The 25,614-nt window shown below is 32.4% G+C and carries 21 protein-coding genes and 1 other RNA gene; 15 read left to right on the forward strand and 7 right to left on the reverse strand.

All coding sequences use genetic code 11. The features are described from left to right. Positions 1-3: 3 nt before the first annotated feature. A complete protein-coding gene (locus tag H6578_11295) occupies positions 4-3,540 on the reverse strand; it encodes a gliding motility-associated C-terminal domain-containing protein (protein MCB9227736.1) in 3,537 nt (1,178 codons plus the stop codon). Positions 3,541-3,612: 72 nt separating this feature from the next. Between H6578_11295 and H6578_11300 the strand changes: the two genes are divergently transcribed. From H6578_11300 to corA, 5 genes are all read left to right on the forward strand, one after another. Further along, the gene (locus H6578_11300; GenBank protein ID MCB9227737.1) at positions 3,613-4,986 is read left to right on the forward strand and encodes an MFS transporter; all 1,374 of its coding nucleotides are present in this window, start codon (positions 3,613-3,615) and stop codon (positions 4,984-4,986) included. 156 nt (positions 4,987-5,142) lie between these two features. Continuing rightward, positions 5,143-5,370, forward strand: a complete 228-nt coding sequence (locus H6578_11305) for a hypothetical protein (GenBank protein MCB9227738.1) — start codon at positions 5,143-5,145, stop codon at positions 5,368-5,370. Between the two features lie 313 nt (positions 5,371-5,683). Beyond that, on the forward strand, positions 5,684-7,435 hold the full coding sequence (locus tag H6578_11310; GenBank protein ID MCB9227739.1) for a long-chain fatty acid--CoA ligase: 1,752 nt from the start codon (positions 5,684-5,686) through the stop codon (positions 7,433-7,435). 30 nt (positions 7,436-7,465) lie between these two features. Then, the gene (locus tag H6578_11315) at positions 7,466-8,302 is read left to right on the forward strand and encodes a mechanosensitive ion channel family protein (GenBank protein MCB9227740.1); all 837 of its coding nucleotides are present in this window, start codon (positions 7,466-7,468) and stop codon (positions 8,300-8,302) included. Continuing rightward, positions 8,295-9,365 (forward strand): magnesium/cobalt transporter CorA, encoded by a 1,071-nt coding sequence (corA, locus tag H6578_11320; GenBank protein MCB9227741.1) that lies wholly within the window; start codon positions 8,295-8,297, stop codon positions 9,363-9,365. Before H6578_11315 ends, corA begins: the two co-directional genes overlap by 8 nt. On the opposite strand, the gene H6578_11325 is transcribed toward corA, so the two are convergent. From H6578_11325 to H6578_11335, 3 genes are all read right to left on the reverse strand, one after another. Beyond that, positions 9,366-10,094 (reverse strand): hypothetical protein, encoded by a 729-nt coding sequence (locus H6578_11325; protein ID MCB9227742.1) that lies wholly within the window; start codon positions 10,092-10,094, stop codon positions 9,366-9,368. 87 nt (positions 10,095-10,181) lie between these two features. Further along, complete coding sequence (locus H6578_11330) at positions 10,182-10,616, reverse strand: Hsp20 family protein (protein MCB9227743.1); 435 nt, start codon at positions 10,614-10,616, stop codon at positions 10,182-10,184. Between the two features lie 123 nt (positions 10,617-10,739). Beyond that, positions 10,740-11,306, reverse strand: coding sequence for a hypothetical protein (locus H6578_11335; GenBank protein ID MCB9227744.1), 567 nt, complete (start codon positions 11,304-11,306; stop codon positions 10,740-10,742). A 164-nt stretch (positions 11,307-11,470) separates the two neighbouring features. Here H6578_11335 and H6578_11340 point away from each other — a divergent pair, with 164 nt between their 5' ends. Next, positions 11,471-12,757 (forward strand): citrate synthase, encoded by a 1,287-nt coding sequence (locus H6578_11340; protein ID MCB9227745.1) that lies wholly within the window; start codon positions 11,471-11,473, stop codon positions 12,755-12,757. A 58-nt stretch (positions 12,758-12,815) separates the two neighbouring features. Here H6578_11340 and H6578_11345 read toward each other — a convergent pair whose 3' ends face one another. Next, complete coding sequence (locus tag H6578_11345; protein MCB9227746.1) at positions 12,816-14,003, reverse strand: hypothetical protein; 1,188 nt, start codon at positions 14,001-14,003, stop codon at positions 12,816-12,818. 176 nt (positions 14,004-14,179) lie between these two features. On the opposite strand from H6578_11345, the gene H6578_11350 reads away from it, so the two are divergent. The 9 genes from H6578_11350 to H6578_11390 all read left to right on the forward strand — a co-directional run bounded on the left by H6578_11350 (position 14,180) and on the right by H6578_11390 (position 22,257). Beyond that, positions 14,180-15,598 (forward strand): tetratricopeptide repeat protein, encoded by a 1,419-nt coding sequence (locus tag H6578_11350; GenBank protein MCB9227747.1) that lies wholly within the window; start codon positions 14,180-14,182, stop codon positions 15,596-15,598. 20 nt (positions 15,599-15,618) lie between these two features. Then, complete coding sequence (locus H6578_11355; GenBank protein ID MCB9227748.1) at positions 15,619-16,554, forward strand: DUF368 domain-containing protein; 936 nt, start codon at positions 15,619-15,621, stop codon at positions 16,552-16,554. Further along, the gene (locus H6578_11360; protein MCB9227749.1) at positions 16,547-17,275 is read left to right on the forward strand and encodes a shikimate dehydrogenase; all 729 of its coding nucleotides are present in this window, start codon (positions 16,547-16,549) and stop codon (positions 17,273-17,275) included. Before H6578_11355 ends, H6578_11360 begins: the two co-directional genes overlap by 8 nt. A 167-nt stretch (positions 17,276-17,442) precedes the next feature. Beyond that, positions 17,443-17,847: a YXWGXW repeat-containing protein gene (locus tag H6578_11365; GenBank protein MCB9227750.1), complete on the forward strand. Its 405-nt coding sequence runs from the start codon at positions 17,443-17,445 to the stop codon at positions 17,845-17,847. Between the two features lie 73 nt (positions 17,848-17,920). Next, positions 17,921-18,298, forward strand: a transfer-messenger RNA (tmRNA) gene (gene ssrA, locus H6578_11370). 144 nt (positions 18,299-18,442) lie between these two features. Next, on the forward strand, positions 18,443-18,781 hold the full coding sequence (locus tag H6578_11375; protein ID MCB9227751.1) for a helix-turn-helix transcriptional regulator: 339 nt from the start codon (positions 18,443-18,445) through the stop codon (positions 18,779-18,781). After that, positions 18,771-19,808, forward strand: a complete 1,038-nt coding sequence (locus H6578_11380) for a DNA cytosine methyltransferase (protein ID MCB9227752.1) — start codon at positions 18,771-18,773, stop codon at positions 19,806-19,808. The genes H6578_11375 and H6578_11380 overlap by 11 nt, the downstream gene beginning before the upstream one ends. Further along, positions 19,805-21,244 (forward strand): DUF3883 domain-containing protein, encoded by a 1,440-nt coding sequence (locus H6578_11385; protein MCB9227753.1) that lies wholly within the window; start codon positions 19,805-19,807, stop codon positions 21,242-21,244. The genes H6578_11380 and H6578_11385 overlap by 4 nt, the downstream gene beginning before the upstream one ends. Continuing rightward, the gene (locus H6578_11390; protein MCB9227754.1) at positions 21,214-22,257 is read left to right on the forward strand and encodes a DNA cytosine methyltransferase; all 1,044 of its coding nucleotides are present in this window, start codon (positions 21,214-21,216) and stop codon (positions 22,255-22,257) included. The genes H6578_11385 and H6578_11390 overlap by 31 nt, the downstream gene beginning before the upstream one ends. Here the strand turns inward: H6578_11390 and H6578_11395 are convergent. Together H6578_11395 and thrA are read right to left on the reverse strand one after the other, a co-directional pair. Continuing rightward, the gene (locus H6578_11395) at positions 22,254-23,174 is read right to left on the reverse strand and encodes a homoserine kinase (protein ID MCB9227755.1); all 921 of its coding nucleotides are present in this window, start codon (positions 23,172-23,174) and stop codon (positions 22,254-22,256) included. The genes H6578_11390 and H6578_11395 overlap by 4 nt on opposite strands. Continuing rightward, positions 23,175-25,607 carry a bifunctional aspartate kinase/homoserine dehydrogenase I gene (gene thrA, locus H6578_11400; protein MCB9227756.1) on the reverse strand — a complete coding sequence of 811 codons (2,433 nt, stop codon included), beginning with the start codon at positions 25,605-25,607 and terminating at the stop codon, positions 23,175-23,177. It lies immediately after the preceding gene. Positions 25,608-25,614 lie beyond the last annotated feature (7 nt).

The following is a 25,614-nucleotide window of genomic DNA, read 5'->3' on the forward strand; positions in this document are numbered from 1 at the left end:
GGTTTACTTTAGTAGGGTAATATTTCCTTTTAAAATAGGATTGCTACCATCTAAGAGCAGGGCATTTACTACATAAGTATATACTTCCATTTCTTGTAAAACGCCTTTATACTTACCGTCCCATCCTTCGTTTTGGTCTGTACCTTCATACACCAGTTCGCCCCAGCGGTTGTATATTTTAAAACTGAGTTTTGTTATACCTAAACCTTCTACATAAATACGGTCGTTGTGTCCATCTCCATTTGGCGAAAAAGCATTAGGCACACCTATTAAAGGTATAAAATCAATGTATATTTCTTTACAAATAGTATCTCTACAGCCTTCGTTTTCAACTTCTAAGCACGGTGTAAATTCCCATAAGCTTTGGTAAAAATGATAAGGATCTACTTCTATGCTGTCGGTTTCTCCATCGCCAAATTTCCATATAAAAGCATCATAATTAAAGCTATAATTGGTAAATTGTACCGAATCGGGATAAACATAATAATTTGAATCTGTTCTAAAATTAGCTACAGGAGGCGGTATTATGGAAATAATATTGGTGTCTTTAGAAATATAATTACAAGTACCCGAATCTATAACGGTTAAATATACGGTGTATTCGCCTCCGTTTGGATATATAGTGTATGGTTCGTACTCAGTAGATGTTTCTCCATTTCCTAAATCCCATATAAAAGTTTCGGCATTAGGGTTGCTGTAATTTTGCATTTGTAAAGGTATATTTATACAGCCTGCATTGGTGCCAATATCGGCTTTAACGCGATGAGGAAAATCTAAAGAAATAGTATCAAAAGCTTCTATATCGCATTTTGTGGTATCTACGGTATTAAGTATAATATTGAAAGTTCCTGTGGTGTCGTAGTGATGATAAATAAAATTGGTATCATTGTTATAAACCGTTCCATCGCCCATTATCCAATTGTAAGTATGTGTACTTGGACCTAAAGGCGTGGCTACATATATATTTAAGCTATCGCAATCAACAAAAAGTGTATCTATTTTATCTGCTACAATGCTATCATCTCTTACCCAAATATCTATGTATGCCGTATCGCTAATGTTGCAAGAATTGGAGTCTATACCAATCAATTGTACGGTATAAGTTCCAGTATCGGTATAAGTATGAACAGGGTTTTGAACAGAAGCAGAATTTCCATCGCCTAAATCCCAGCTAAAATCAACTACATCATTCAAAATACTTTCAAAATTAACGGTGAGAGGCACGCAGCCTGTTGCTCGTGGGAAAGCATCTATATCAACACTGGTAATAGGTAAATCCATATTGAGTTTTAAAATTCCCAAGTTGCAATTTGGAGAACCTGAAGTATTACTATAACCTGCTGATGAAGGGAAAGAAGAACCTCTGCAAGCTGCACATATTGCTTGATGAATAACGCCTCTTTCATCAAACCTACTGGTGCCGCCATCTACGTGTTCTTCTGTAACATTGCTTCCAAAATAAGAACCGTATAATTGCCCTGAAGCATTTTTATCTAAAATAAAGAAATAAAAATCGCTTCCGTCTGTTGAACTTTGAAGTGCATCGGAAGTAGTAGGTAATCCAGTTATGTATGGCGTAAGATTGTTGGGATTTCTGTTTAAGCCCACTTGCCCTCCCCAGCCGGAAACATAAACTCTTTCGCAAACATCTACTAAAAAAGCTGTAGGAGATAAATCTACTAAACTACCTCCTGTCCCAAATTTCATACTGTAAAATGTTTGAGATAAATCGTTGTTTAGTTTATGAATAAATTGTTTTCCATTGGGTTGGTTAAAGCCAACATTTGTAGTAGAAATGTAGTCTCCTAAAGTATGCCCTACTATATAAACATTATTTTCTTCATCTAAATCTACAAAATAAACTTGGTCGTAGTTGTTTGTACCTAAAAATGTTCCTCTAATTATACTGCCGTTATTACTACTCAATTTTATTAAATAACCATCAGCACTACCTCCTCTGTACGAGGGAAAAAGTGTATTAGAAGTTGTAGGAAAATTAGAGCTTATAGTTCCGCCTACGGCAAATAAATTTCCGTTATTATCTAATTTCATAGAATATCCTGCATCATCGTTGCTTCCGCCTACATACCTTGAAAAAAGCATGGTGCTTAAACTGGAATTTAACTTAAAAATTACGGCATCTTGCTCGCCACCTAAAGAACTTGCTACGCCTATGCTTGGAAAGTTGTCTGAATTGGTAGATGATGTAACATAAACATTATCAAACTCATCTACAATGACTTCCCCTCTAAAAGGATCTCCATAGTTAAAATTTAAGTCGGTGCCATCATAAATATCTAAGGCACTGTTATCTTCATTTATACCGTCATTTCCTGTGCCTCCTACAAAAGTGCTACTAACTATGTTAGAACCGCCATTACTTAGTTTAAAAACTACAATATCGCTACCGGAAGGAAAATAAACACCATTAGTTGATAAGTCAATAGATGTTCCACCGGCAAAAGTATTGTCATAAGCATTGGCAGAAATGGGGAAATTACCTGAGCTAGAAGTTCCTAAAACTACAAGTTCGCCAGCATGGTTTACAATAATACTATTAGGAATTTCATTGCTGCTTCCACCCACATAAGTACCATAAAGTAAAGCTCCTGTGTTTCCATTATAACACGATATGCCTATATCTATAGCGGCATTGTTAAATCCAGAATTAGTGCCCCCATTAAAAGTATTGTCATAAGCACCTGTAGTGGTAGGGTAAGTTCCTTGTCTGCCATATACAATACCTCCGGCATAAGAATTTCCGGCATCATCATAAGTAGCTGTAAATCCAAAATTATCACTTGAAGAATCTGTAAGCCTTGCAAAAACTAACTGTGGGTCAATTATTAGTTCATAATTTTTATTATAACCTTTAGGGAAAACAAAGGTAAGTTGATTGCCATTAATTATTTTATACTCGCATTTTACTATTACTTTTCGTCCTTTTATAATTTGGTAGGCATAAGGTTTTTCTTCTATTATGGGGCAAAAAGCTGTTTCATAATATAAAGAACCGTCCTTTAAATTTAGTTTTTCTATACCATTGTATCTTACCAAAATTTCATCTGGGTTGGCATTAGCTTTTACGTAGTAAGTATATTTCATATTTTCTCCACTACCTTCTACATTTAAGTCTATGCCGTTGTATAAATTTCTGTAAGTTATAGATTCATATTCATGCACTTTAGACTGCCACTTACTTTTATCATTTCCTAAAAAGAAGTTGTAATAATGATTACTTTTTCCCGAGTAGGTAAAAAAGATATTTTCATTGGCATTTTCAAATTCCATTCTAAAATAATGTCCTTGTTTCTGTTCGTTTTCATGCTTGTGTTCTCCATCTTGAAAGTCGTGTAAATCAAAAGCAAAAGCATTGTTTTCAAAATAGATATTGCCAAAGTTTAAAATGGTGTTGTATTTAATTGTTTTATCCCACTGACCTTTGTTTTCAATAAAACGCATATTGCTATCTTTTGCTTGTAAACCATTGTTTAAGCAAAGAGTAAGAGCAAATATTAAAATGAGTTTTAAATAATTCATAAGTTTGTTTTAGTAAAAACAAGAATAAATATACATATATTTAGCTTCTTAAAAATTCATTTAAGTTAACTAATGCAAAAATCTAACAAATTCCCAGCCGGTATTCCATACATAATAGGAAATGAGGCAGCCGAAAGATATAGCTTTTATGGTATGAAAGCCATATTTGTAGTTTTTTTAACTACTTTTATACATAACGCTGCTGGAGAACTTCAATTGTTTTCTGATGAAAAAGCAAAATTTTGGTTGCACATGTTTGTGTTTGCCAGTTATGGTTTTTCTTTTGCTGGAGCTTTATTGTCTGATGTGCTTTGGGGAAAATATAAAACTATTATTACATTATCCATAGTGTATGTAATGGGGCATTTTGTATTGGCATTTTTTGAAACCGTTACGGGATTTTTTGTGGGTTGTACGCTAATAGCTATAGGTGCGGGAGGCATAAAACCCTGCGTATCGGCTCATGTAGGCGACCAATTTGACGAAAGCAATACGCACCTAATAGAGAAAATGTATAGTTGGTTTTATTTTGCTATAAATGCAGGAGCTATAATTGCTTATTTATCTGCCGAGCCGTTATTGAAAAACGAATTTTTAATTTCTAAAGGATTAAATGTGGCGGTAGCATTTGGCTTGCCGGGCGTGTTAATGGCTATAGCTTTATTTGTATTTTGGTTGGGACGAAATAAGTATATTTCTATAAAACCTGCCGGGTGGCAACTGTATAAAAAGGAGTTATTTAGCAAAAAAGGGGGCGAAATGGTCGTTAAATTACTTCCCATATACATTTTCTTAGCGGTTTTTTGGTCTTTGTTTGACCAAACAAGTGGGGCGTGGGTACTACAAGCCAAATCAGATTTAATGATAAAAGACATAAATTTATTCTTTACCACCGTTTCGGTATATCCTTCGCAATTAGGATTTTTAAACTCACTTTTTATTTTAATTTTTATTCCTGTATTTTCTTATTTTGTGTATCCTTTTTTAGGTAAATTTATAAAGCTTAATTACATCAAAAAAATAGGGATAGGATTGTTTATTGGAGCTTTGAGTTTTGCTGTTATAGCTTGGGTACAAGTAAAAATGGATAATGGAATAGCTATGAATATTTCTTGGCAAGTTTTGGGCTATATTTTATTAACAGCAGCAGAAATTATGGTTTCTATTACCTCTTTAGAGTTTTCATATACGCAGGCACCTAATAGCATGAAATCTTTTATTTTGAGTTTTTGGTTGGTAGCGGTAGCTATAGGCAATTTATTTACAGCTTTGGTTAATTTATTTATGATAAAAGAAGATGGTTCACTGTGGTTAGAAGGAGCATCGTATTTTTGGTTTTTTACTATTTTGATGCTTGTAGCGGCAGTTTTATTTTTTATAGTAAACAGAAATTACAAAGAAGAAACTTTTATACAAAGCAAAGAAGCTTTAATTGAAATAGAATAATATACTTGTGGTACGACTTGGAGTCGTACCACAAGTAGAAATAGTCTAAAAGTCTGTTCTCTCAAAATTTAATAGTTTATCTGCAAGCCGATAAAGATGGAGTGTGAAATGGAAGTTTGAAAATAAATTTGTACATTTGATTTAAATGAATTTAAGATGGATATCCAAACTAGAAAAATAGAATTTATTAAAGAATTTTTGAAAATACAAAGTGAGGAATTAATTTCTCGTCTTGAAAGAATATTAAAAAATAATGAGGACGAATTTACTCCTTTCTCCATTGACGAATTTAACACAAGAATTGATGAATCACTAAAAGATTCTGAAAATGAAAGAGTTACTGAATCTGGTAAATTACTTTCTGAAATTAAGCAATGGCAATAAAAATATTTTGGACGGACTTTGCAAAAAAAGAATTGCGAAAAATTTAGTGAATAATATATACTCGTGCCACCACTCCAAGTCGTGCCACGAGTAGAAAATAATTCTGAATTTTGTCAGTCTAAAAGTCTGTTCTCTCAAAATCTAAAAGTCTATAATAGAGATTTTGTTTCGCTCAGAAAGACGGAGAAATTTTTAAGATAACTCTAATTTTTCAAAAGAAAAGTTAAAGTATAAGTGATTTATTTTGCGTAAAAACTATATTACATTATCTTTAAGACCAAATTAAAAAAACCTTAACCAACAGTTTTATTATATGAAAGACTTTACCAGATTATTTGACATTTTAAAGGTTCAAGAATCAAAATACCCAAGACACGATTGTTTAAACTACAAATACGATGGTGTTTGGAGAAACTACAGCACTAAAGAAGTTAATGAAATTATAGACAAAGTAAGTAAAGCATTTATAGGTACAGGCATAAAACCTAACGATAAAGTAGCTATAATTTCTAACAATAGACCTGAGTGGAATTTTATAGACAATGGAATGATGCAAGCAGGTATTATAAATGTGCCTATTTACCCTACTATTTCCAGAGAAGAATATGAATACATATTTAACAATGCCGAAATAAAAATGGCATTTGTGGCAGATGCTAATTTGTACGATAAAATAGCCGATATAAAAAGTGCCGTGCCTACTTTAGATAAAATTTATTCTTTTGATAAAATAAGCAAATGCGAACATTGGGAAGAATTTTTAAAATTTGGCGAAAATGTGGACTTTGTAGAAGTTGAAAACATTTCTAAAAAAATACAGCCAAACGATTTAGCTACACTTATTTATACATCGGGAACTACGGGAAAACCAAAAGGAGTAATGCTTTCGCACAATAATATAGTGAGTAATGTAAAATCGGTTTTATCTCTTTTACCTGTAGAAAAACAACATATAGCATTAAGTTTTTTGCCGTTGTGCCATATTTTTGAAAGAACCGTTACCTATTCCTATTTTACAGCAGGTGTAGGATGTTATTATGCTGAAAGTTTAGAAACCATAAGCGATGATTTAAAAGACGTAAAACCACATTTCTTTAGCACAGTACCACGATTGCTTGAAAAAGTATATGAAAAAATTGTGAGCAAAGGAATGGAATTAACAGGCTTTAAAAAGAAATTATTCTTTTGGGCGTTAGATTTAACGGATGATTATACAGAAGATTTTAAACCGGGATTGAAATTTAAAATAGCCGATAAATTAATATTTAGTAAATGGAGAGAAGCCTTAGGGGGCAATGTAATAGGAATAGTAACAGGAGCAGCGGCACTTCAAGAAAGATTAGCCCGAGTATTTAGTGCGGCAGGAATAGCTATTAGAGAAGGATATGGGCAAACAGAATCTTCTCCGGTTATTACAGTTAATAGATTTGAGCAAGGTGGTTTTAAATTTGGAACAGTGGGAATGACCATTCCGGGAGTAGAAATTAAAATAGCCGAAAATGGCGAAGTATTGTGTAAAGGACCTAATGTAATGTTGGGATATTACAAAAATCAAGAAGAAACGGATAAAACGGTAATAGACGGCTGGTTACACACGGGTGATGTGGGAGAAATAATAGATGGTAAATTCTTAAAAATAACTGACAGAGTTAAATCATTATTCAAAACTTCGGGTGGAAAATATGTAGCTCCTTCTGTTATTGAAGAAAAAATGAAAGAAAGCCGTTTTATAGAGCAAATATTAGTACTGGGCGAAAACAAAAAATTTGTAAGTGCTTTAATAGTTCCGTCTTTTATAAACTTAGAAGAATGGTGTCAGAAAAATGCTATAAATTATGGCGATAAATCGCAAATAATAAAAACACCGGAAGTACTTTCATTGCTGAAAAAAGAAGTGGAAAGAATAAACGAGCATTTTAGTAAAGTAGAAAAAATTAAGAAATTTGAACTGCTTGCCGATGAATGGTCTATAGATACAGGCGAACTTACACCTACACTTAAAGTAAAGAGAAAAGTAGTATTAGAAAAGTATAAAAACGTTATTGAAAATATTTATAACGTATAATTTTGGAATAAATTGAAACACCCATTTTAAATGGAATATTATAAAGAATTTATAGTGCCAATAGTTTATATTATTGGCACTTTTATTATAGCTTATATATTTAACTTTTTTATAAAAAGAGCATTAAATTCTAATGTTGTTTCTATAAGAGGCGATATAACTAAGTACAAATTTTTGCGTCATATAATAATAGCAATAGTTACACTTTTAGGTTTGGGTTTTGCCATACACAGTGTGCCCGAGTTAAAAACTTTAGCCAATTCAATGTTGGCAGGAGCTGGTATTATAGCGGTGGCAGTGGGTTTTGCTTCGCAAGAAGCATTAGGGAATGTTGTTTCGGGAATATTTTTAGTACTTTTTAAGCCATTTAAAATTAATGATAGAGTAGAAATAGGAACTAAATTTGGTGTGGTTGAAGATATTACTTTGCGTCATACTATTATTAGAAATCTTGAAAACAAAAGAATAATTTTACCTAATTCCATAGTAAGTAAAGAAATTATAACCAATAATGATTTAGTAGATGAAAAAGTATGTGTACATTTGGTTATAGGCATAAGTTACGATAGTAATATAGATAAAGCAAAAACCATAATTTTTGAGGAAGCTGTAAAACATCCTAACTTATTAGACGTAAGAACACCAGAAGATAAAAAAGAGAAAAAACCATTGGTAAATACAAGAGTAATAACTTTAAATGAATCTTCGGTAGATATAAAAGCATGGTTGTGGGCAAAAGACACACCTTCGGCTTTTGAAATGAAATGCGATTTATTAGAAAGTATAAAAAAACGTTTTGATAAAGAAGGCGTAGAAATACCTTTTCCACACAGAACAATAGTACAAAAAGCTATGAAAAATGGCTAAAAAAAGAACAAAAAGAAAAAAGCTATCCCACAAAATAGCGGGGAAACCACCTGGATATTTAGTATATACAGGCACCAATGAGGATATTCCTTTTCATGCCGATTTGATAGAATTGACAAATGAAAATAAGTTAATAGAAACAGCTAATGTAGATGTTCAAAAACTAAGTGCAGGGCAAGCTAAATATCAATGGCTAAATGTTGTAGGGTTAAATAATATTGATAAAATAGAAGAAGTGGGTAAAGTATTTGATATTCAGCCACTTACTTTAGAAAATGTTTTAAATACCACCTCCCGACCAAAGTTTGAAGCAAACAACAACTACATTTTTGTGGTGCTAAAAATGATGTACTATCAAGATGAAAATTTAGTAGCAGAACATGTGAGCTTTATTTTAAAAGAAAATCTTGTTATTACCTTTCAAGAAGTGCCGGTAGATGTATTTAATGGTGTAAGAGAAAGATTAAAAGACGAAAAAAGTAGGATAAGAGAAAGAGGTGCAGATTATTTATTTTATGCTTTAATAGATGAATTGGTAGATAAATATTTTATTGTTTTTGAAAATTTAAGCGATAATATAGAAAAAATAGAAGAGGTAATTTTTGAAGATGGAGATGACGAATCGTCTGTTAGAAATATTCAAGATTTGAAAAAAGATGTTTTTTTAATTAGAAAAGCTATATTTCCGTTAAGAGATGTTGCCAATCAACTATCAAGAACAGAGCATCCTTTAATTACAGAAACCGTAAAACCTTATTTAAGAGATATACAAGACCATAGCGTTCAAATAATAGAAACAGTAGAAAGCTACCGAGAAATAACTATGAGTTTAGTGGATTTACACATGACTTTCATAAGTAATAAAATGAACAATATTATGAAAGTGCTAACTATTATGTCCACTATTTTTATACCGCTTACATTTATAGCAGGCATATACGGAATGAATTTTGAATACATGCCCGAACTAAAATACAAGTACGCTTACCCTATACTTATAGTAGTTATGTTTTTTATTTTTTTAATAATGCTGTACTACTTTAAAAGAAAAAAATGGTTTTAGTTAGTCTTGTAAATTGCTGATAAAATTTCTTTCATTAGTTAAAATTAATTCTATCATAATTTTCTTTTGGTTTTCATCAAGATTTTTAAAAATGCTGTATCCGGCTTCTAAAATGTTTTTGCCTAAATCAATAGCTTTAATTTCATCGGGGCTAAAAAAATCTTTTTGAAGTTTCATTTTTGCAGTAAGAGCATCCATTATTTCTATAGTTTTCTTTAGCAGCTTTGTATCGGTTAAGGAGCTTAATAAATCATCAAAACTATCTATAAAATTTTCTAATTTTTTAGGCTCAATTTTAGAAATTAAATGTTCTACATCTTTTATTTCTATTGGATATTTCAACTTGAGTTTTTCTGCATTTTTAGAAAGTTCAGTTTCTAATTCTCGTGCTGTTTTAAAACTGTTTAAAGTTTGCAAGCCCGCTTTTAAAGCTTTAGGAAACTGAAAACCAAACTTTAAAATTAACCCGGAAGCATCGCCTACAAGTTTAAGTATGTGTAGCGGATTTTTAATGTGTTTATCTAAATCGCTAAAAGCTTTGTTTAACATATCTCGCTGGTCGGCATCGGGATAAACGTAGTTTAAAAAATATAATTTAACCTCATCGGTCAGTTCTTTAGTAATAGAACTATCTAGCTCATAATTATTTTTAAGGTAGTCATATTCGTACCTATTATTAACCATTTGTCTGTAATTGTCAATAATATTGTCTAACAGTTTTTTATCCATGCCTTAAATTTATGATGCTTTTTTATAGAAACAAAAAAGAAGTCTCCAAAAGTGAGACTTCTTTTCTTCTTTAAACTATGAAAAAAACTACTTAATCTCTATTGATTTTGTTTTGTTTATTACACTTTCTTCTTTTTTAGGAAGTATAATATTTAAAACACCGTCTTTGTAGTCGGCATCTATTTTTTCTGCATCTACAGTTTCAGGAATATTAAAACTTCTGCTAAAACTTGATTTAGAATATTCTCTTCTCAAATAAGTTTCACTATCTGTTTCTTCAGCAGAGTTGCTGGTTTCGGAAGATATAGTTAACAAATCGTTTTTCAATTCAATGTTAATATCTTCTTTTTTAAATCCGGGAACTATAAGCTCTAAATTAAATTGGTTTTCGTTTTCTTTTACATTAACGCTAACTGGTCTTTGAGCAATTAAATTATTGTCAAAACCATTGAATATTAAGTCGTTAAATAAAGATGGAAATGTAGAAACTGTTCTTGGGTTTGTTTTCTTTAAAGTTATCATATCTGTTTATTTTTTTGATGATTAATTGTTTAACAGATACTAATCAATATCAATGCCACGGCTAAAAACTATATTTTTAGCGACAAAATGACATTTTAAAAAGAAAAATTATGACAAAAAGTCTTATTGAGCTAAAGTAATTTGTTTTTCTTCTGAAATTTTAGCTTGAACTAAAAACATTAAGCCAAAGAATACAGTGGTAAAAATTAAATCGGAAGCAAAAGTAGCCTTGTAAAAAGGAATAGCCATTTGGTAGCAAGTTACTAAACCATTAAAAGTCATTGGATACATAGTGCCTTGTAGCCACACGCCAAAATTACTTATAATAAAGAAAATTAAAGAAGCTGCCACCCCGCCAAGTAAGGCTTTAGCTATAGTTATTTTTTTGAACAATAATTTGCCCAAAGCTACAATAGCCAATATAGACAATAGTGTAAAAGCTTGAAATTGAGTAAAGAAAACTAAGCTGTCATTCAAATGATAAACAAAATTATTCAAATAAAAATCTGATGCCCACCATACTAAAGCTGTAATAGCTACTGCCCAAGTGCTTCTTTTATAAAATGCTATAGCAAATAAAGCTAAGGCACCCATAGGAGCAAAATTGGGGAAATGAGGAATAAATCGGGCAAAAACACTAAATAATATAATCGCTGTTATTAATAAATAGAATAAGGTTTTATTTTTCATTTTAAAGTTTAATTCTTTTAGTAAAAGTACAAAGTTATATAAATTATTGGAAAAATAAAGCTGAATAAAAGCAATAGTACTTTAATAAATTTTAGTAAAATTTCTATAAGTTATTTTGTATTTTTGCATCTCATTTTACTAAATCAACAAAATTTTACACAAATATGTCTGAAACTGCTAAGTTTATTTTAAATGGGGAATCATACGAGTTTCCTGTAATTGAAGGTACTGAAAAAGAAAAAGGGATTGATATTAGTTCATTAAGAGGAAAATCGGGATACGTAACTTTTGATGTAGGCTATAAAAATACCGGAGCTACTGAAAGTACTATTACATACATAAGTGGAGAAGAAGGAATATTGCGCTACAGAGGTTATGATATTGAAGAATTAGCCAATAAAGCCAGTTTTTTAGAAGTAGCTTATTTACTTTTAGAAGGCGAACTTCCTACTAAACAGCAACTTGCCGCTTTTGAAAAAGAAATAACAAGGCATACTTTAGTACATGAAGATGTAAAATATGTTTTTGAAGCATTTCCTAATGGAGCACATCCTATGGGGCAGTTGATGACTATGTTAAGTATGTTTTCTTCTTTTTATCCAGATGCTTTAAACCCTCATAGAAATGATACGGATAGAAAATTAACTATTATTAGATTAATAGCTAAAATGCCAACATTAGTTGCCATGATAATGAAAAAACGTGCCGGGCATCCTATGGTATATCCTACTAACAGCTTAGGATATGTAGAAAATTTTATGAAAATGACTTTTGGGCACGTTACAGAAGAGTATGAAATAGATCCTGTAATAATTTCGGCTATGAACAAACTATTGATTTTGCATGCCGACCATGAGCAAAACTGTTCAGCATCTACAGTAAGATTAGTAGGTTCATCTCATGCTAATTTATATGCTTCAGTAGCTGCCGGTGTAGCGGCACTTTGGGGACCACTGCATGGTGGTGCTAACCAACAAGTATTAGAAATGCTTGAAGCTATTAAAAATGACGGTGGCGATACTGAAAAATGGATAAATAAAGCAAAAGATAAAGATGATCCATTTAGATTAATGGGTTTTGGACACAGAGTATATAAAAACTTTGATCCGCGAGCTAAAATTATCAAAAAATCTGCTGATGAAATTTTAGATAAAATGGGTATTGACGACCCAGTTTTAGATATTGCTAAAAAATTAGAGAAAGCGGCATTAGAAGATGAATATTTTGTACAAAGAAAATTATTCCCTAATGTAGATTTTTATTCAGGTATAATATACAGAGCTTTAGGCTTCCCTGTAGAAATGTTTACCGTATTGTTTGCATTAGGTCGTTTGCCGGGCTGGATAGCACAATGGAAAGAAATGAGAGAAGAAGGACAACCGATAGGCAGACCAAGACAAATTTACACAGGTTCTCCTCAAAGAAAATATGTAGATATAGAAAAGAGATAATTCTTATAGATAAATTAGTAAAAAGGAGGCAAATTGCCTCCTTCTTTGTTTCTCCCACTTATTTCAGTTTATCTCTAAGCCTCATTAAATCAAAGCTAAAACTTATTTTTTTAGCCCAATCGCCTTTTTGAGTGCCTAAAATAGTGGCTTGGTTATTTTGTATATTTTTAGTGGTAGCAAAAGGAAAATGAAAACCAATTACTTCATCTAAAAATAATAATGAAACTCCTGCTTCGGCATAAAAAGCTCCTTTTAAGTTTCCATTTTTAGAAAAAGCAATGTTAGAATAAGGTTGCACATTTAAAAACCGCTTTACTTTGTACGGAATACCTACATCACTTTTTAAATTTAAAGCAAACATAAATTTATTGGCATTTCCGGCACTGGTTATACTTTTAAAACCTCCATCAGAAGTATTGCTTTGCCTTCTAAAAAAATTATCTTCGGCATTTCTGTCAAAATAATACTGATTGAAACCGTAATCTTTTTGTAGCCAATGAATACCAAAATTAGAAGTACCACTTAGTAATAAAAGCGGAGCGGGAGCTTCTATATTATTGCCGGCTTTGGTGTTGTATAAAAAACCTCCTAATAAAAATCCTGCGTATAAACTATTGCTTTTCAGTTTTTTATAATTGTATTGCGTTTTATTTTCTAATTGCAAAATACCAAACTGCTTTCCACTTTTAAAGCTCAAAGAGTTTTTTAGTTGCAAATATTCCCTTTTGCATTGATGTTTTACACTAAGTTCGTTTAAAAAGGAATAAGTTGTTTTTCTTCCATTATATAAATATTCTTGCCATATAGAGCTGTGCTTAAAATTGGCGTGTATGGTAGCTTTGTCATTTTTATATACCAAAACTGAAATTTCCGGAGCAATTTTATTGTACGTTAAATCTTCGGGGAAAAGCAAATAGCTAAATCGTTTGGCATTTAAAGAAATAGATGTAGCAAATTTTCTTTTGGGAGCTATATAAAAAGTGCTGTTAAAAACACCTGTTAAGTTTTTGCTGCCTGTACCATACATGGGTATGGCTTTTATAGAAAAAACGCTGTCTAAATCTGCTCCTAATAGCAATCCAATTTGAGTTTTGTCGTAATTATTCCAAGCTATAGCAGGCAATAGCCAAAAAACTTTTTTGCTTTCCTTTTTAACTAAAGGAATTTTTATGCGTTCAAACTTTTCTTTTGCTGTTAATTTAAAAAACTTTGTTTTTGAACTATTTACGGAAACTAAACTATCCATATTTTCGTTTGAATATAAACTACTATTTATTAAAGTTATGCACAATAAAGCGAAGCAAAAATATCTAAGTTTTCTATGTGTAAAGCTATTTTTCAACAAAAACAAATATAAAGCCTAATATTGATTGAATTTACTTTTGAACTATTTTTCTTTACTTTATACTATAAATTAATGCTATGCTAAGCAATGAATTTGAAGATGAATATGATGAGTCTGCTTCTTTAGCTAAAAAATACGAATCTGCACGAGAAAAAGGTGAGGTTGTATTTTTTACGGAACAAGAATATGAAGAAATAATTGACTATTATGCCTTTAAAAAGGAATATGAAGCAGCTTTGTCTGTAGCCAATGAATGCATAAAGGGTTTTAAATATACCGATACTTTTCATGTAAAGAAGGCTGAAATATACTTAGACTTAAACCAAGCTGAAAATGCTTTAGAAAGTATAGAAACAGCTCTTGTTTTTTCGCCAAACGAAATTAGTATTATTTTGCTTAAAGCAGATGCTTTGCTTCAATTATCAAAGTTTAAGGAAGCCATAAATTTAGTAGAAAATGCTATGCATAATGCAGATAAAGAGGAAAAAATAGACTTGTATTTAGAATTGGCAGATATATATGAAGAATGGGATAAAAACTATGAAGTAATAGACTGTTTAGAAGAATGTTTAAAACTTAACCCAGAAAACGAAGAGGCACTAAATAGAATGTGGTTTAGTGTAGAGCTTACTAAGAGTTACGAAAGAAGTGTATTAATACATGCTCAATTAATAGAGCATCATCCATACAATTTATTGGCGTGGTATAATATAGCTCATGCCTATCAGGCATTAAACAACTATGATAAAGCTATAGAAGCATTTGAATTTGCAATGGTAATAGATGAGGATTATATTCCTGCATTTGTAGATGCGGCAAGTTTGTACTGCGAAACTAAAAAATATGATAAAGGGATAGCTATATATGAAGATTTGCTTGAATTGGGCGAAGAATCTAAAGATATTTATTACCAGTTGGCTAAAGCGTATCAAAGTACTAATAAATACATAAAAGCAAGAGAAAATTTTAAAAGAGCTATAAATTTAGATCCCTATTTTGCTAAGGCTTTTCATAGTTTGGGCTTAAATTATTTAGAAAGTAAATTGCCTAAAAATGCACTTTCTCCATTGGAAAAAGCTGTAAAATTAGAACCTAAAAATTATGAGTTTTTAAATAGCATGGCAGCAGCTTATTTTTTAAACGAAGCAAAAGATAAAGCTGTAGAAATTTATTATAAAATGCTTGAAATTAACAATTTAGATAAGCGAATCTATCTAAATATTATAAGCATAATGTATGAAAACGGTAGTGTGCAAGATGCTGTAGAATTAATTGATTTGGCTATTACCTTGTTTGATGATAATAAATCAGATTTGCTGTATATAAAAACAGCATTTTTGTACGATTTAGGCAAAAAAAATCAGATGTACGAAGCCTTGTTAAAGGCATTAGAAAACAATCCGGAAGACTATAGCCAACTGTTTGAACTTATTCCGGAAATGGAAAATGACAACGCTGTAATGTCAATAATTGAAAGTTACCAAAAAGAAAACTAATCTATTTATATCTTTGAGGCATGATTAAATATGTAACACTTGCCTTAAAAGGCATGGCTATGGGTATGGCAGAAGTAGTACCGGGCGTTTCGGGAGGTACTATTGCTTTTATAACAGGTATTTATGAAGAACTATTAAATACAATAAAAGGTCTTACGCCTAAAAAACTTTTATTGCTAAAAAATGAAGGATTTGCTTCGTTTTGGAAAGCTATAAATGGCAATTTTCTTTTAGGTTTATTTGCAGGAATGTTAATGGGCTTAGTAGTGGGTGTGCTTGTTATTTCTCATTTGTTAGAAACACAACCTATTTTAGTGTGGTCGTTCTTTTTTGGTTTAATAGCCGCATCTGTTATTTATGTAGCAAGGCAAATAGAAAAATGGACTTTAACAGAAATAGTATTGTTGATACTAACCACAGCACTTTCTTATTATATTACTATAGCATCACCCAGCCAAGGACCTCAACAACTTTGGTTTGTATTTTTAGCCGGTTTTATAGCTATTTGTGCTTTAATGTTGCCGGGTGTTTCGGGTAGTTTTTTACTATTATTAATGGGAATGTACCAATACATAGTTACCGATAATGTAAAAGCACTAATTTCTAATTTTAATACAGAATCGTTAGTAGTAGTACTGGTTTTTGGCTTAGGATGTTTAGCCGGAGTATTAACTTTTTCAAGAGTACTTTCGTGGACATTTAAAAATTATAGAACACCTACTTTAGCTGCTCTAACAGGATTTTTAATTGGGTCTTTAAACAAAGTATGGCCGTGGAAACAAGTACTTACCACAAGAATTAACAGCCATGGAGAAGAAATAGCGGTGCAAACCAAAAGTATATTGCCTTCAAGTTTTGCCGGAGAACCACAGGTAGTTATGGCGGTGCTTATGATGGTTGTGGGATTTGTGCTTATACTTGCCATGGATAAAATGAGCAATAAAAAAGTTGAATAAATTAAAAAAATACGGATTAATAGGATATCCCTTATCGCATTCATTTTCTCCTGCGTATTTTAAGCAAAAGTTTGAAAAAGAGAACATTTTAGCTCAATACGATATTTTCCCATTAAAAGATATTAAAGATTTTAGAAGTTTAGTTGATAAAAATAATTTACAAGGACTTAATGTTACTATACCTTATAAAGAGGCTGTTATTGAGTATTTAGATGAAATAGACGAAGAAGCTAAGATGGCTAATGCTGTTAATTGCATAAGATTTAGAAAAGGTAAAGCAAAAGGATATAACACCGATATTTTTGGTTTTGAGCAATCAATATTTCCTTTATTAAATGGAAGAAATAAAGCTTTAATTTTAGGAACAGGAGGAGCGGCTAAAGCTGTGCAATATGTTTTTAAAAAATTAGGAGTTTCTTTTCAATTAGTTTCACGGTACAAAAGTGAAGATAGCATTAGTTATAAAGAAATGAACAAAATAATTACTGGTTTTAATATAGTGGTAAATACTACACCACTGGGCATGTATCCTAATATAACTGAGTGTCCTGTTATTAATTTTGATAAGATAAATAGTTCATTTTTGTTTTACGATTTGATATACAACCCTGCTGAAACTGTATTGATACAAAAGGCACAAGAAAAGGGAGCTATGGTAAAAAATGGATTAGAGATGTTAGAACTCCAAGCAGAAGAAAGCTGGAGGATATGGGATAACTAAACTATTTTGTATTTTACAATGGTAAATGTCAATAGAATTTAGGTTATTATATATTCCTAATCTGTATGAAATAACAATTAGTAAATACATTTTAAAAAAAAATGAAACTATTTGAAACAATATAAAAAACATTGCCGTAAAACATACTAAATCAAAACATACACGCAATGAAAAATTTTATCTTATTAACAGCAATTTTATTTTTTTCTTTCTCGGCTTTAACAGCTCAAGAAACTCCACTTCCATTACCTGATCACGCCACTGGCGAATTTGTACCCGAAGCTCCTACTTCTCAACATGTGTGGGTAAAAGGACATTACGAATATAAATCAGGAAAATACTATTGGGTAGAGGGTGCTTATGTATTAGGCTTAGAAAATCACTCTTGGGTAGATGGCGAATGGGTATTTAACAACAAAACTCAAATGTATCATTATGCTTCCGGATACTGGAAAAATGATGCGGGAGTTATAATGCATAATGGCATAGCCTATGCTCCTGGTGTAATAACAAACTTAAGTACAGTAGAAATGTATGCTGATAACAATATGCTATCTGACGCTACTAAATAGTTTATTTTCACATACAGAACAGAACTAAAATTCAAAAGAACGTGTTACCTTTGTAGCACGTTCTTTGTTTTATGGGGCTGACCGGAATTGACGGCAGGAATTGGGTATATACCCGCAGGCCGAGTGTTGTGCGTTACACTCGTAAATCCCAATGCATAATCTTTATTTTAAATGGCGAGAATAACTTTGCCATGGCTGCCTAATCTAAGAGATTAGTAAGCCTTTGTCCACTCTTTTGACATCCGATAAGAAGTTTTGGGCATCATAATATCGGGTCCTTTTAAGCAGAAGTTTGTTCAGCTGCTGTTATAAATTGTAATAAATTGAACTAGAAAAACAATGGCTTTGTAAAGTGTGTAGTTGTTTTTTGAAATTTTACATTTTACTAAGCTTGTAGAAAGTATATGTACAACTTGACCGGACCAGGGTTCGAATCCCTGCAGCTCCACTTTTCTTAGAAAACTGCTACCATACATTTAAAATTTTATTTCACAGTTTCCAAATCCATTGTAGCACTTTTTTTAGTAAAAAACTTGTAAAAGTAAAGCATTTAGGTAACTTTGTCAATTATTGACAAGTTTTATTTTACAAGTACATGAAAGCAACATTTGGAGAATATATTAAACAACTAAGAACAGGTAGCGGTTTGACCTTAACTCAACTTGCATTTCAGCTTGACCTTGATAGTGCAAATTTGAGTAAAATAGAAAACGGGAAAAGAGAATTTGACGAAAAGCGGTTAGAAAAATTAGCAACTGCTTTCAATCTTGACATTGACCAACTAAAAACAGAGTATTTTGCAGACCAATTTGCAAAGAAAATGTATCAGTATAATTGTTCTCCCGAAACACTAATTGTAGCAGAAGAAAAGGTTAATTATCTAAAAAATATAAACGCAAAACAAGCAAAAATAAGATTTGAGGATGAAAAATAAACCAATAGTAATAGACTTGTTTTGCGGTTGTGGTGGACTTTCTTATGGGTTCATAGAAGCAGGTTATGACGTGCTTTGGGGGATTGACCATTGGAAAGATGCGATTGTAACATTTGAGAATACACACAAAAATGCAAAAGGAATTGTTGCAGATTTGTTTAAGAAAACACCTAAAGAAATTTCTAAACAGATGGGAATAAAGGATGTCGATTTAATTATTGGAGGACCACCTTGTCAAGGTTTCTCCATTGCAGGAAAAAGAATAATTGATGATGAACGTAACCAACTTTATAAATCGTTTGTGAGCTTTGTAAAATATTTTCAACCAAAAGTTTTTTTAATGGAAAATGTGCCAAACATTGTTTCTATGGGAAAAGGTATTATAAAAGATAGCATTATAGAAGATTTTAAAAAACTCGGCTACTCTGTAGTTTATAAAGTTTTATTGGCTTCGGATTTTGGTGTTCCACAAAACAGAAGAAGAGCATTTTTTGTTGGTACAAAAAACAATAAAGAGTTTGCTTTTCCCGAACCGACAACCGAAAAGCCAATAAGTGCAAAAGAAGCAATTTCGGATTTGTCCGAAAACTCAATAAAAGATGGAACAAAATACAAAACAGAACCAAAATCGGATTATCAAAAACTAATTAGAGAAAATTCTGTCGGAGTTTACAACCACGAAATAACCAACCACAGCGAACAAACGACAAGCATTATTTCGCTTGTTCCTGACGGTGGAAATTACAAAGACTTACCCGAAGAATTACGAAAAACAAGAAATGTAAATATTGCTTGGACACGATTGAACAGCAAAAAACCGAGTTTTACGATTGACACAGGACACAGACATCATTTTCATTATAAATACAATCGTGTTCCGACCGTGAGAGAAAGTGCGAGAATACAGTCGTTCCCCGACACGTTTATTTTTTTAGGAAGTAAAACAAGCCAATACAAACAAGTTGGCAATGCTGTTCCGCCAATTTTAGCAAAGGTATTGGCAACAGAAATTAAGAAATATCTATGAGCGAAATAAAAACATACAGAATACCAGACGAGTATTTTTTTCGTTTGCACCACGTTAGACCACGTTTTAAAAATGATGTGGAAGAAGTTTTGTTGTATGTAACAACTTCCATTTCAGAAATGACGGTTTTACCAAACAACGATTTCAAAAACGAACTAAACAAAGTATTATTTGGCTTTAAAAAGAACGCAACATCTACACAAAAAACAATAGATAATTGGCGAACAGAAATTTCCGCTTTATTTGGGTTTATTCAAGAAACAAACGGCTATTCTCAACCCGGATTAATGGCTAAAAGACTTGCCAATAATCAATATTTGGACGAGTTTTTTAATTACTTTTTGTATTCTTTTCAATATCCAGCAGGACACATAAAATCTCAAAATGTAATCAAACAAATTGAAGCAGGTGTAAGATTTAAACCTTGTCAATTCATACTTAATTTACTTATAGAGGGCGAAAAATTAACAGGAAAACCATTTAGCATAACAGCCGAAGAACTTACACAATGTGCTTATTTCGATCTGCGAGTTACTACAGGAAAAAGACAAGCAAAGGAAGTTGCAAAACTCATTCTACAAAATAGAAAAGAAAAAGTAGAATATGAGTATGATTACGAAGCATTAAGAAACGAACGTACAGGCGAATTTCCTTCTAAAGGAGACACCAATCGTTATGCTGGAGACATTTTGGATTATATGGTTTTAGCTAACCTTTTGCAACACAAAGGAACAGGTTACTATTATTACCTAAATGAAGAAAACAAAGAAGCTATCAACTTTCATTTGCTAAATGATGTTTGGTTTGACGAATACGATAAATTCTACAATGTAGATGTAATCACAAATCCTGAAATTGGAGCATTAGAAGAAGTTTGGTTTGACTTTGTAAACAGCTTTGATAACATCGAAGCATTTGCTCCGCATTTAGAAGAACGAGAAGTTGAAAACATTTCTACACTCATTCAAGAGTATTATTCTCGAATGAAAGAGGACAGAAAAGTACCTACAAAAATATTCGGGGATTATGGAGAAACTTTAATTTTGGCTCACGAATATTTAAGAACAAAAGACGGCTCAAATCGTCAACATTTGATAAATAAAATTCCAACGCCACTTGGTGTTGGCTACGACTTACAAAGTATAGAAATCGAAAAAAAGAAACGCTACATAGAAGTGAAAACTACCAAATCACGAAAAGCAATTAATAATAATCGTTTTAAACTCACGCCAAACGAATGGGATACAGCCGAGACATTAGGTGATAATTATTTCGTTTACTATTTAGTGATAAATGACGAGGGGAAAAACATTTTCGTTATTCAAAATCCTATCAAACAATTTGAGTTAGGAAACATAAAAATTGATAAAAATTTAGTTGTTGAATTTTCAAAAACATCAGGACAATGGCACAGACTTTTGGAAATAGCAAGTTAAAAGTTGCTTCGCTCTTTTGTGGTTGCGGAGGAATGGATTTAGGCATTCAAGGAGGTTTTAATTTCCTTGACAAGCACTATGCAGAATTACCATTTGAAGTTGTGTATGCGGTTGATAATGACGCTTACGCAACTAAAATTTACAACGATAATTTCGCTCATCAATGTGAAACAAAAGATGTTCGGGATATTAACCCAAGCGAAGTTCCCGACCACGATATTTTGTTGGGTGGTTTTCCTTGCCAATCATTTTCAATTATTGCTCAAAATCCGCCAAGATTGGGTTACAAAGACGATAGAGGAAAACTATTTTTTGAAATGGTAAAGGTTTTGAAAGAAAAACAACCACGTTTTTTTATTGGCGAAAACGTAAAAGGTTTACTTTCTGCAAACAAAAGAAAAGCCTTTCCAATGATTGTGAAAGAGTTTGAAAAAGCAGGTTATCACATCCATTATAAACTCTTAAATGCGTCTGAATTTGGCGTTCCACAAAAACGTGAACGTGTTTTTATTATAGGCTTTAGAGATTTTGATGATTATTTCAACTTCAAATTTCCATTACCAAACACGCTAAACGGCTCTAAAATTGTGTTGAAACAAGTCATTGACAAAAAAGCGGACAAAGACGAAAAATGGTTTTTCAGCCAAAGAGCTGTTGAGGGAATGTTGCGAGTACGTGAAAAAATGAACAAAGGCAGAGTTCAAGACCTAAACCAACCTTGTAATACTATTAGTTCTCACTTGGCAAAAGTAAGTTTAAACGGAACTGACCCGGTTTTAATGGTAAATGAACGATACAGAAGGTTTACACCACGAGAAGCAGCGAGTATTCAATCATTTCCTACAACATTTAAGTTAGAAAGTGTATCGGACAATAGACAATACCGAGCAATTGGAAATGCTGTTCCACCTGTTTTAATGTGGCAAATAGCTATATCATTCACGTCATTACCAAATTTCATTCAGACAAAAATGGAATTAAAAAAATCTACAGAAAAAAATATAAATTATTAGAAACTATAAATCCCTTCCCTATTAACCTCTGAATGAAAGACATGGGCAGGAATATTGTGTTTTTGGTAGCGTGTAGCTATAGATTGCTCAACTTTTAAGGCTGTTTCTTTTCCCTTGCACAAATAAAACTGTGAAGGTCCCGCTCCCGAAATGCCACCGCCTAACGCTCCATTTTTTAGTGCTTCTTGCTTCGTTTCGTCAAATAAAGGAATTAAGATTTTACGGTGGGGTTCTACTAAAAAATCTTGCAATGAAGTACCCAATAATTTATAATTATTAGTATGCAAAGCATGCACAAAACTTGCTAAATGGGCACTTTGAGCTATGGCGTTTTTCATAGGCACTTGCTTAGGCAAAATTTTTCGGGCATCTTGCGTTTTTAACTCTATTTGCGGATGCACCACCACTACAAATAATGCTGCCGGAACAGGCAATGAAAAATACGCAAAAGGTTGATACGATTTTATTAACGTAATACCTCCCAACAATGCCGGAGCTACATTATCTGCCACTTTACTGCCTCCCACAAAGGCTTCGCCCAGCATGGCAAATTCTATTAATTGCTTTTTAGAAAACACATTTCCCATTAGTGCATTTACCCCAAAAGCCGTTCCTGCGGCACTGGCAGCACTGCTTCCTATACCACTTCCCGGTTTTATCTTTTTGTGTATTTCTATATCTATACCAAAATCTATTTTGTGTTTTTCCACCATAGCTTCCGCCACAATGCCTACAATATTTTCTTTTAAATCAGTAGATAAATCCGCTCCCGTTATTTTAGTAATTTTAAGTTTATTTGAATTGTTTTTAGTAAAAACCATTTCATCGCCCACATTATTTAGTGCTAAACCCAAGACATCAAAACCGCAAGAAATATTAGCCACCGTGGCAGGACAAAATATTTTAATCTGCTCCATTTACTGATTTGCCAATTTTATAATATCTGCAAAAATGCCACTGGCTGTTACGTCTGCCCCCGCTCCTGCCCCTTTTATAACCAAAGGCTGCTCTTTATATCTTTCTGTATAAAAAAGTACCATATTGTCTTTCCCCTTCAAATTGTAAAACGGATTTTCCGGCAATATTTCTTCTAAAGCAAGCTGTGCACCTTTCTCCGTATATTTAGCCACCACTTTAAGCTGTGCATTTTTATTTACTGCTTTTGTATATAAATTTTTAAAATAAACTTCATCTTCTTGCAATGTTTGCATAAAATCTGCAACAGATTTTGATTTTAACGCCTTTTCAGGCAAAAAACTTACACTTTTTATATCGTCCATTTCAATAGATGCACCACTTTCCCGTGCCAAAATCAATATTTTACGCATTACATCTACCCCACTTAAATCTATACGTGGGTCGGGTTCCGTATAGCCTTGCTTGCCGGCTTCTTCTACTATTTGAGCAAAGGAAGTAGTAGCATTATAATTATTAAAAATAAAATTTAAACTCCCCGAAAGTACGGCTTGTATTTCTATAATTTTATCGCCCGAAGCTATAAGATTTTGTAGGGTGTTTATAATAGGCAAACCTGCTCCTACATTAGTTTCATACAAAAACGGAGCATTGTATTTTCGTGCTAATGTTTTTAAATATTGGTAATTATGCAATGAAGATGAACAAGCTATTTTATTGCAGGTTATTAAAGCTATACTTTCCTTTAAAAATAATGCGTAGGCATCGCTTATTTGCTCCGATGCCGTATTATCTACCACTATTGAATTGGGTAAATTTCGCTTTTTAATTTCACTCAAAAACCGTTTTACATCAAAGTCTTTCCCTTGTTTAAGCAGTTTTTCCCAATTAGTTAGATTAATGCTTTCTTCATCAAAAAACATTGTTTTTGAGTTGGCCAAACCAACTACGTTTAAATTTAGGTGCATGCTTTTAGAAAGATATTCTTTTTGTTGTTCAAACTGATTAAGCAATTTTGCCCCTACATTTCCTACGCCTATTACAAATACATTAAGTTGCGTTCTGTGGTCTTCAAAAAAGGCTTCGTGCAAAACATTTAGTGCCTTAGAAATATGTTTTTTATGTATTACGGTAGAAATATTACGTTCTGAAGCTCCTTGTGCTATGGCTCTGATATTAATATTATTTTTACCTAAGGTATTAAACATTTTGCCGCTTATCCCTTGATGATTTTTCATATTATCGCCTACCAAAGCTACTATGGCTAAATCATTTTCTAAAATTAATGGATTTATTTTGCCTAAGGATAATTCATAAGCAAATTCTTCCTCTATGCTCTTTTGGGCTTTGGCTGTTTCTTCTTGCAAAATACCAAAACAAATAGAATGCTCCGAAGATGCTTGGGTAATAAAAATGACATTTATTTTTTGCTCTGCCAGTGTTTTAAATAACCGCATAGAAAAACCCGGAACACCTACCATACCGGCTCCCTCTAATGTAAGCAACGCTATGCCTTCTATATGGCTAATGCCCGAAACTACACTTTGATTATTTACCTTGTGTGAAATTTCTGTAAAAGCTCCACTTGCATCAAAAGTATTTTTAATTAAAATAGGAATTTTAAGGTCTAAAACGGGTTGAATAGTGGGCGGATATATAACTTTTGCCCCAAAATGAGACAGTTCCATTGCCTCTTGGTAGGAAATGTGTTTTATAGGAAAAGCAGACGATACCAACTTGGGATTGGTGGTGTACATACCACTAACATCTGTCCAAATTTCTAACACTTTAGCCGAGCAAGCTGCTGCAATAATAGCAGCCGTATAATCTGAGCCTCCTCTACCTAAAGTGCAAATTTCATTGGCTTCATTGCTGCAAATAAACCCGGGCATAATATGAACACCTGTTTTTATGGCTTTCTTAATGTTTTTATAGCTGAGATTTTGGTTTAATTTTGCTCCTAAATAATTTCCTTCAACTTTTATTAATGCCGTAGCATCAAGCAGGCTAACATCTTTATTGTAAGCTATTTTTAAATATTCACTTAAAATATAAGAGGAAAGCAATTCACCAAAACTACTTAAACGTGCCAATGATTTTTCAGATAAATCGCCCAACAAATAAATACCTTCAAGAAAAGAATTTATCTCGTTAAGCCTTACAATTATTTCGCTTAAAATAGCCGTTCTATTTTCCCATGCAAACAGCGCATTGATTGCGTCAATATGTTTTTGTTTAATTAACAGAAAAGTATCTACATATTTTTCGTCTTTATTTTTGGCTTGCTCTCCGGCTTGTATTAATAAGTTTGTAACGCCTCCCATAGCTGAAACCACCACACAAACATCTTCTTTTTGCTGCTGTACAATTTTTGCCACTAACTGAAACGCCTTGGCACTACCTACTGATGTTCCCCCAAATTTTAAAACTTTCATACGCTAT

The sequence above is a fragment of the Chitinophagales bacterium genome (assembly GCA_020635995.1).
In the GTDB taxonomy this organism is placed as follows: domain Bacteria; phylum Bacteroidota; class Bacteroidia; order Chitinophagales; family UBA8649; genus JAFMKE01.

Excerpts from the sequence above, each read along its gene's own strand:
- H6578_11295 (MCB9227736.1), bottom strand. The coding sequence starts at position 3,540 with ATGAATTATTTAAAACTCATTTTAATATTTGCTCTTACTCTTTGCTTA.
- H6578_11300 (MCB9227737.1), top strand. The coding sequence starts at position 3,613 with ATGCAAAAATCTAACAAATTCCCAGCCGGTATTCCATACATAATAGGA.
- H6578_11305 (MCB9227738.1), top strand. The coding sequence starts at position 5,143 with ATGGATATCCAAACTAGAAAAATAGAATTTATTAAAGAATTTTTGAAA.
- H6578_11310 (MCB9227739.1), top strand. The coding sequence starts at position 5,684 with ATGAAAGACTTTACCAGATTATTTGACATTTTAAAGGTTCAAGAATCA.
- H6578_11315 (MCB9227740.1), top strand. The coding sequence starts at position 7,466 with ATGGAATATTATAAAGAATTTATAGTGCCAATAGTTTATATTATTGGC.
- corA (MCB9227741.1), top strand. The coding sequence starts at position 8,295 with ATGGCTAAAAAAAGAACAAAAAGAAAAAAGCTATCCCACAAAATAGCG.
- H6578_11325 (MCB9227742.1), bottom strand. The coding sequence starts at position 10,094 with ATGGATAAAAAACTGTTAGACAATATTATTGACAATTACAGACAAATG.
- H6578_11330 (MCB9227743.1), bottom strand. The coding sequence starts at position 10,616 with ATGATAACTTTAAAGAAAACAAACCCAAGAACAGTTTCTACATTTCCA.
- H6578_11335 (MCB9227744.1), bottom strand. The coding sequence starts at position 11,306 with ATGAAAAATAAAACCTTATTCTATTTATTAATAACAGCGATTATATTA.
- H6578_11340 (MCB9227745.1), top strand. The coding sequence starts at position 11,471 with ATGTCTGAAACTGCTAAGTTTATTTTAAATGGGGAATCATACGAGTTT.
- H6578_11345 (MCB9227746.1), bottom strand. The coding sequence starts at position 14,003 with ATGGATAGTTTAGTTTCCGTAAATAGTTCAAAAACAAAGTTTTTTAAA.
- H6578_11350 (MCB9227747.1), top strand. The coding sequence starts at position 14,180 with ATGCTAAGCAATGAATTTGAAGATGAATATGATGAGTCTGCTTCTTTA.
- H6578_11355 (MCB9227748.1), top strand. The coding sequence starts at position 15,619 with ATGATTAAATATGTAACACTTGCCTTAAAAGGCATGGCTATGGGTATG.
- H6578_11365 (MCB9227750.1), top strand. The coding sequence starts at position 17,443 with ATGAAAAATTTTATCTTATTAACAGCAATTTTATTTTTTTCTTTCTCG.
- H6578_11375 (MCB9227751.1), top strand. The coding sequence starts at position 18,443 with ATGAAAGCAACATTTGGAGAATATATTAAACAACTAAGAACAGGTAGC.
- H6578_11380 (MCB9227752.1), top strand. The coding sequence starts at position 18,771 with ATGAAAAATAAACCAATAGTAATAGACTTGTTTTGCGGTTGTGGTGGA.
- H6578_11385 (MCB9227753.1), top strand. The coding sequence starts at position 19,805 with ATGAGCGAAATAAAAACATACAGAATACCAGACGAGTATTTTTTTCGT.
- H6578_11390 (MCB9227754.1), top strand. The coding sequence starts at position 21,214 with ATGGCACAGACTTTTGGAAATAGCAAGTTAAAAGTTGCTTCGCTCTTT.
- H6578_11395 (MCB9227755.1), bottom strand. The coding sequence starts at position 23,174 with ATGGAGCAGATTAAAATATTTTGTCCTGCCACGGTGGCTAATATTTCT.
- thrA (MCB9227756.1), bottom strand. The coding sequence starts at position 25,607 with ATGAAAGTTTTAAAATTTGGGGGAACATCAGTAGGTAGTGCCAAGGCG.